The sequence below is a fragment of the Bifidobacterium sp. genome (assembly GCF_050874245.1).
Lineage (GTDB): Bacteria > Actinomycetota > Actinomycetes > Actinomycetales > Bifidobacteriaceae > Bifidobacterium.
In genome coordinates, this window is the sequence record NZ_JBNMKH010000187.1 from 1 (window position 1) to 1,429 (window position 1,429).

At 60.9% G+C, this 1,429-nt stretch carries 1 protein-coding gene; it reads right to left on the reverse strand.

The features are described from left to right. Positions 1–159: 159 nt before the first annotated feature. Entirely contained in the window at positions 160–1,344 is a 1,185-nt protein-coding gene (locus ACR0P8_RS09750) for an acetamidase/formamidase family protein (protein ID WP_432624855.1), read from the reverse strand. Positions 1,345–1,429: the final 85 nt, after the last annotated feature.

Here is a 1,429-nt window from a genome sequence, read left to right on the forward strand (position 1 = left end):
GTCGCCTTCGTTGCTTCCTTCACGCTGCGTCCACCTCGTCTTCGGTTCGTCTTGTCGTTCGTTTCGTCGCATCACCATCGTTCCACCGATGGCGGATTTGTCCGCCGATGGCACCAATCGGCATTACTTCGGCATCGCTTCGGCGTTGCCTGGCTTGTTTCAATCGCCCTGTTTCACGGCTTGTTCCACGGCCTGCATGATATAGCCGATAAGATTGTCGGCGGCCGGCCCTTCGAAATGGGACAGCGGTATCCGCGAATGGATGCCACGGACCAGATCGACGGCCTGTGACACATCGAAATCCGCCGCGGCGGACAGATACAGGTAGATGGCCTTCTTCGGAAGGTGGAACAGCGATGACAGCAGACTTATGGAATACGCCACGCTTTGGCGCAACGCCTCGTCCAGATCCTCATGAAGCCCCAGTGCCAGCAGCTTGCCGCCCGCGTATGCGAATGGCCTGTCGTGAATGCCGAAAAGATCATCAGCGACCTTGGCGGGAATGACGGTCAACGTGACCGTCGCGCGAAGCGGCGCCTCCAAAGCGGTCAGCGCCACTTCCCCATCGCCCTGCGCGTAATGGGGGTCGCCGATGTAGAAACCGGCGCCATCGATCTGCACCGGCAGGAACAGCGTGCTGCCTTCCGTCATGTCGTTCACGTCGATATTCCCACCGAACGCATAGGGTGGAATGGAGCACTTCCGTTCGTCGGAATCGGGCGTCACGCCCATGATTCCCAGGAACGGACGCAAAGGAAAGGACGGATAGTCCGTCTTGTCCAACGCCTGGTCGTGGAACTGCGTTCCGTCGGGAACGATCTGTCCGAAAGCCGCGCCGTCCACGGAAATGACCTTGCACAGCGCGCCGTAATCGCCCTCAAGCCCGGAATCAACCATGACGCCACGGCCGTGACGCGTGGAGATCACGCCGTATGGGGCGCGGCGCTCAAGCCTGTCGATGGACACCATCAGCACATCGCCGGGCTTGGCTCCCTTGACTTCGATCGGCCCGGTGACGACGTGGGAGCCGTCGTGCTCGCCGCGGGACTTGCATGCGGGAATCGCGATGGCGTCCTCCAGAAGCTCGCCGCGGCCGATTCCCCTGGAACCGAAATATCTGACGGGGTCGGAGCCCTGATCCGGCATGAGTCCTTCATGGCTGATGGTGTCGATCGTTATCCGCTGGCCGGATGAGACGGATGCGATCGGGCCGTCCGCCCGGGACGGAAGCACGCCCCAGAACGTGTTCCGCACGCTGGCGGGCACGTATCGGCCGCCCATGTCCCGCGCCTCTTCCGGAGTGAGCCTTTGCAGCACCGGTCCGAATGCCCTTGAATCCTTCATCGATCTCCGCCTTTTTGGTATGTCGTCTCTTTGGTACGACTTGGTATGACGCGGTTTTGGTATGTCCGATTTGCGTCGAAACCAA